The organism is Anaeromyxobacter sp. SG17 (genome assembly GCF_022690695.1).
In the GTDB taxonomy this organism is placed as follows: domain Bacteria; phylum Myxococcota; class Myxococcia; order Myxococcales; family Anaeromyxobacteraceae; genus Anaeromyxobacter; species Anaeromyxobacter soli.
Genome location: NZ_JALCYX010000132.1, coordinates 1 through 5,916, shown reverse-complemented (window position 1 = coordinate 5,916; position 5,916 = coordinate 1). Strand labels below are relative to the sequence as shown.

The window sequence follows — 5,916 nt, the reverse complement described above, 5'->3', positions numbered from 1 at the left end:
CGGGCCTCACCGCGCGCGGCGCGCGCGCGGCTTCGCCGCCGGCGCCGGCTTCCGCCTCGCGGGCGCGCGCCCCTTCGCGCTCCTCCGCGCGCGCGCCTCCTTCTCCGCGCGCGCGCGGAGCGCCGCGTCGATGGCGAGGCGCGCCCACGGGAGCATCGCCTCGGGCTCCTCGTGCGCGGCGTCGGGGGGCTGGAAGTAGCTCGTCTGCTCCACCCTGCCGTCCCGGCGCGGGTACACCCACGCCTTGCAGCCCGCCTCGACGAAGCGTGCGCGGGTCTCGGCGTCGGTCTTGAGGAACAGCTCGTCGTCGTCGAGGAGCCCGAACATGGCGTCCCCGACGTAGAGCCCGTGCCCGCCGAACATTCGCCGGGCCTCGGCGGGCCCCGCGAGTGACAGGAGATCGAGCGCGTGCTCCACGAAGGCTGCGGTGTTCGCCATGTCCATCTCTCCTATTCGAGGAGCCGCTCCGCGATCGACGTGTGGAGGTCGAGGCCGCGGCTCGTGAGGACGAGCGCGCCCGCGCGGCGGACCGCGAGCCGGTGCGCCACGAGCCCCTCGGCCTCGCGCGCCTGGGCGGGCGAGAGCGACGCGAGCGGCACGCCCTCGCGCGTGCGGAGCCCGAGCATCAGCCGCTCGTTCCGCTCCGCCACCGGGCCGATGCGGTCCTCCTCCGCCGTCGGCGCGCGCCCGGAGAGGGCGGCGTCGAGGTACGCGCCGGCGTCGCGGAGGTTCCCGTACCGGTACGACCCGCCCTCGCCGCGCACGCAGCCGTACGCGCCGGCGCCGAGCCCGAGGTAGCTCTCGGCGCTCCAGTAGAGCCGGTTGTGCGAGGACTCGCGGCCGGGCCGCGCGTAGTTCGAGACCTCGTAGCGGCGCAGCCCGGCGCGGCGGAGCTCCGCGCGGATCGCGGCGGACTGGGCCGCGGTGTCCTCGTCGGAGGGGAGGGGGAGCCGGCCCTCGCGGCGCAGGCGCGCGAGGGGCACCTCCTCCGCCATGATCTCGGGGTCGAGCGTCAGCGCGTACGCGGACACGTGCGTCGCCCCGGCCTCCACGGCCCGCGCCGCGTCCCTGCGCGCGGTCTCCACCGAGGAGCGGCGCGCCCCGTAGATGAGATCGACGCTCACGTTCCCGAGCTCCTCCGCCGCCGCGCGGATGGCCCGCTCCGCCGCGTCGGGGCCGTGCCGGCGGCCGAGCTTCGCGAGCACGCCCGCGTCGAACGACTGCACGCCCACCGACACGCGATTCACCCCCGCCGCGCGCCAGGCGCGGAGCTTCGCCCGGTCGGTCGACTCCGGGTTCGCCTCGATCGTCACCTCGGCCGGGGCGGGCAGGGCGAAGCGCTCGCGCAGGGCGGCGAGGAGGGCCGCCACCTCGTCCGGCTCCCACAGGGACGGCGTGCCGCCGCCCAGGTACACGCTCACGGCGGCGAGGCCGTCGAGCGCGGGCGCGCGGAGCGAGAGCTCCGCCGTGAGCGCCGCGAGGTACCTGCGGCCCTCGGGCGGTCGCTCGGTCGAGACCGCGAAGTCGCAGTACGGGCAGTGGTGCGCGCAGTAGGGGAAGTGCACGTAGATGCCGAAGCGGCGCGCCATGCCATTTTCATAGCGCGATGCGGCGCGCGGATCCCGGCTCGCCGTGCGGAGGGGAGGGCGGCGCGGCGCGGCTGACCCGAGAGTCGACATCGCCCGGGAGACGTGGTTTCTTGACGCCCCGCAACCCGGAACCGTGTCGCGAGGACCCCGAATGGCCGAGTTCGCCGCCCCGCCCCCGCCGCCGAAGGACTTCAAGCCCTACATCGCCGACGACACCCGGCTCCCCGAGTTCACGCCCAAGGCCATCGTCGCGGGCGCGTTCTTCGGGATCCTCTTCGGCGCCGCGACCGTCTACCTCGCCCTCAAGGCCGGGCTCACCGTCTCGGCCTCGATCCCGATCGCGGTCATCGCGATCTCGCTCGGGCGGAAGTTCCTCAAGACCTCCATCCTCGAGAACAACATCATCCAGACGGCGGGGTCGGCGGGCGAGTCGATCGCCGCCGGCGTCGTGTTCACGCTGCCCGGGTTCCTCTTCCTCTCCACCGACCCCTCGACCAAGCTCTCGATCGGCGCGGGCTACTTCGACTACGTGACGCTGTTCGCCCTCTCGCTCGTGGGCGGGATCCTCGGCGTCCTGATGATGATCCCGCTGCGGCGCTCCCTCATCGTGAAGGAGCACGGGTCGCTGCTCTACCCCGAGGGCACCGCCTGCGCGTCCGTGCTCATCGCCGGCGACAAGGGCGGCGAGTTCGCGAGGACGGCGTTCCAGGGCGTCGGGCTCGCGCTCGGCTACGCCGTGCTGCAGAAGGTCTTCCACGTCATCGCCGAGAGCCCGGCGTGGGTGACGCGCCAGACCAACAAGTGGCTGCCGAACGCGACGGTGAACGGGGAGATCACCCCCGAGTACCTCGGCGTCGGCTACATCATCGGGCCGCGCATCGCGGGCGTGCTCGTGGCGGGCGGCGTGCTCGCCTGGCTCGCGCTCATCCCGCTCCTCTCCGTGCTCGTGCCCGCGGACGTCATGGCCGGGCAGCTCGTGAAGCTCGGGAACATGAAGGACCTCGCCACCGCCGGCGGCCCGGGCGGCTGGGACCCGGTGGCGCACACGTTCTCGAACCTGCCGAACGCGGTCTACCGCGCCTACATCCGCCAGATCGGCGCGGGCGCCGTGGCGGCGGGCGGGTTCATCACGCTGCTCAAGACCCTGCCCACCATCTGGGCCTCGCTCCGCGACTCGATCCGCTCGCTCGGCGACAAGGCCGCCGCCGCGGGCGTCCGCCGCACCGAGCGCGACCTCTCCTTCCTCACCGTCATCATCGGCAGCGTCGGGCTCGTCCTCCTCCTCGTCCTGCTCCCGCAGGTCCCGGGCGAGTCGATCCTCCAGAAGCTGCTCGTGGCGCTCCTCGTCATCGTCTTCGGCTTCATCTTCGTGACGGTCTCGTCGCGCATCGTGGGGCTCATCGGGTCCTCGTCGAACCCGATCTCCGGCATGACCATCGCGACGCTCATGGCGACGGCGATGGTGTTCGTCGGCGTGGGCTGGACCGGGTCGGCCTACGAGCCGCTCGCGCTCGTGGTGGGCGGCATGGTCTGCATCGCCGCGGCGAACGCGGGCGCCACCAGCCAGGATCTCAAGACCGGCTACCTCGTGGGCGCGACGCCCCGGTACCAGCAGATCGCGCTCTTCGTGGGCGCCGTCTTCTCGGCCCTCGTCATCGGCCTCACCGTGAAGGTGCTCGACACGCCCACGGCGGATCTCGCCGCGCAGGGCGTGCAGCACATGATCGGGACGGAGAAGTTCCCGGCCCCGCAGGCGACGCTCATGGCGACGCTCATCAAGGGCCTCCTCTCCCTGAACCTCGACTGGCACTTCGTGCTGGCCGGCGCGTTCTTCGCCGTGACGATGGAGCTCTGCGGCGTGAAGTCGCTCTCCTTCGCGGTCGGCCTGTACCTGCCGCTCTCGACGACGCTCCCCATCTTCGTGGGCGGCGCGCTGAAGGGCGTCGTGGACTGGCTCGCGGCGCGGCGCGGTGAGCCCGCCGAGGAGGGCGAGCTCGGCGGCGGCAGCCTGTTCGCGACCGGCCTCGTCGCCGGCGGAGCGCTCACCGGCGTCATCGTGGCGCTGCTCAACGTGAACGACGGCGTGAACCACTTCATCGAGAAGACGCTCAACATGGAGCCGCGCATCAGCGGCGTGATCGGCGAGGAGGGCTTCGCGCTCCTCGGCGTCCTCTTCTTCGCCGCGCTCGCGCTCATGCTCTTCCGCGCCGCGCGGAGGGCGCAGCCGAAGCCGCCGGCGGTCTGATGATGGGCGGAGCGCACGAGGCTGCGCTCCCGCCTCGACGACGGCGCGCCGCGGCCCCTGCGCTCCCGCGGGCGGCCTCGGCGCCGCCGCGGCGGCGCAAGAGGCGGGCTCAGGACTCCTTCAGCGAGTCGATCTGCTTCTGCAGCTCCTTGTTGCGCGCCTGCTGGCGGGCGACCTCGCCGTTCAGGAAGTCGTTCTCCCCGCGGACCTCCTCGAGCTCCTCGCCGAGCTGCGCGACGCGCGCCTTCAGGGCCGCGAGCTCCGCCGGGTCCGCCCGCGGCGCGGGCGGCGGCGGGGGCCTCGCCTGCCCCTTCTCGAGCTCCTGCACGCGCCGCTTGAGGGAGAGCTCCGCGCGCGCACGCGTCTCGAGGTGCTTCTCGAGCTCCACCATCGCCGCGCGCAGCCGCGCCGCCTCGGCCTGGTGGCGCTTCTCCGCCTCGGAGGCGCCCGAGGCGAGCGCGCGCCGGCGCTCCTCGCCCTTCTCCTGCGACCGGCGCGCCTCGTCCTCGCGCGCGCCCCGCTCGCGCTCGAGCTCCTCGAGCCGCCGGCGCGCCGCGGAGAGCTCCGACTCGAGCCGGCTCGTCGCTCCCTGCAGCTTGCCGGTGTCGACCGCGAGCCGCTCCTCGGCCCGCGCCCGCTCCGCGGCGGCCGCCTGGGCGGCGCGCGAGGCGCTCTCGGCGGCCGCGCTCCGCTGCTGCACCATCTCCTTGAGCGTCGCGACCTCCTTGCGCAGCCGCGCCGCCTCCTCCGCCACCGGCTCGAGCTTCGCGAGCCGCGCGATCTCCGCCTCGAGCCGCCTCGTCCGGTCGCGCTCGGCGTCGGCCTCCCGCCGCACCGCCTCGCCCGCCTTCGCGAGCTGATCGCGCTCCGAGGCGGCCTGCGCGGCGCGCCGCTCCGCGTCGGCCCGCGCCCCCTCCACGCGCGCGAGCTCGCCCTTCGTGCCGGCGACGGACGCCCGCCCCTCGTCGAGCGCCGCGCCGAGATCGCGGACCCGCTGCTCCGTCGCGGCGAGCTCGGCGACCTTGGCCTCGTACGCGTGCTCCGCGGCGATCGCCTTCTCGTCGTAGGCGCGCGCCTCGGCCTGCGCCCGGCGCAGCTCCTCCTCGAGCCGCGCGGCCGCCTCGGCCTGCGCCGCCGCGTCGGCCTCGAGCGCCTCGATGCGCCCGCTCGCCTCGGAGAGGTCGGCCTGGGCCGCCTCTTCCCGGCCGCGGGCCTCGGCGAGCTCTGCGCGGAGCGCCTCCGCGTCGCCCTCCACGGCGAGCCGCGCGTCCGCGGCCTGCTCGAGCTTCGCCGCGAGCTCGCCCATGAGCCGCCGCACCTCGGCGGCGAGCGTGTCCCGCTCCCCGGAGAGCGCGGCGAGCCGGGCGTCGGCCTCGGACCGCTCGGCCGCGCGCGCGGATTCGAGCTCCGCCATCGCGCGCGCGTGCGCCTCCTCCGCCCCGGCGCGCGCGCCCTCCAGGCGAGCGCGCTCGTCCGCCCGCTCGGCCTCGAGCGCGGCCACGGCGCGCGCGTGCGCCTCGCCGCGCTCGGCGAGCTCCGCCTCGAGGCGGGCCCGCTCGGCGTCCGCGGTGGCGACCCGCGCCGCCCCCTCCTGCGCGGCCGCCTCGCCCTCCTGCATGGTCTCCGACAGCACGTCGGAGAGCGACTGGCGCGTCGCCTCGCTCTCCTCGAGCCGGCGGAGCGCGTCCGCCGCGCGCCCGGCGTGGGCCTCGCCCTCGGCGCGGGCGTCGGCGAGCGCGTGCTCGAGCTCGTCGGCGTGGGCGCGGGCCGCGTCGAGCTCGCGCTCGAGGCCGTCGCGCTCGCCGGCGAGCTCGGCGGCCTGCGCCTTCAGCTCTCCGAACGCGTCGCGCACGCGGGCGAAGAAGGCGTCCCGCGCCCGGAGCCGCTCGCGGAAGTACTCGAGCTTCTCCTCCGGCGTCCCCTTCGGCGGGGCGGGATCGCGCGGCAAGTCGGCGAACACGTCGCCCGGATCGGCGCGAGCGCCGGCCACCTTGACCCGCCCGAGCGCCGCCTGCGGCCGGGCCCCGGGGGGCGGCGGAGGCGAGGCCGGCGCGGGAGGAGCCGGGCGCGCCGCGAGCGGCG

General features: G+C 75.5%; 4 protein-coding genes. 1 reads left to right on the top strand and 3 read right to left on the bottom strand.

All coding sequences use genetic code 11. From position 1 onward, the window contains the following. Positions 1-6 precede the first annotated feature (6 nt). Both MNY60_RS23125 and hemW read right to left on the bottom strand, forming a co-directional pair. Positions 7-438: a TfoX/Sxy family protein gene (locus MNY60_RS23125; protein ID WP_242356721.1), complete on the bottom strand. Its 432-nt coding sequence runs from the start codon at positions 436-438 to the stop codon at positions 7-9. A gap of 11 nt (positions 439-449) precedes the next feature. Beyond that, complete coding sequence (gene hemW / locus MNY60_RS23120; protein WP_242356720.1) at positions 450-1,589, bottom strand: radical SAM family heme chaperone HemW; 1,140 nt, start codon at positions 1,587-1,589, stop codon at positions 450-452. Between the two features lie 151 nt (positions 1,590-1,740). Between hemW and MNY60_RS23115 the strand changes: the two genes are divergently transcribed. Then, positions 1,741-3,834 carry an OPT family oligopeptide transporter gene (locus MNY60_RS23115; protein WP_242341374.1) on the top strand — a complete coding sequence of 698 codons (2,094 nt, stop codon included), beginning with the start codon at positions 1,741-1,743 and terminating at the stop codon, positions 3,832-3,834. Positions 3,835-3,943: 109 nt separating this feature from the next. Here MNY60_RS23115 and MNY60_RS23110 read toward each other — a convergent pair. Next, a partial coding sequence (locus MNY60_RS23110; RefSeq protein ID WP_242362014.1) for a response regulator occupies positions 3,944-5,916 on the bottom strand: 1,973 nt, incomplete at its 5' end.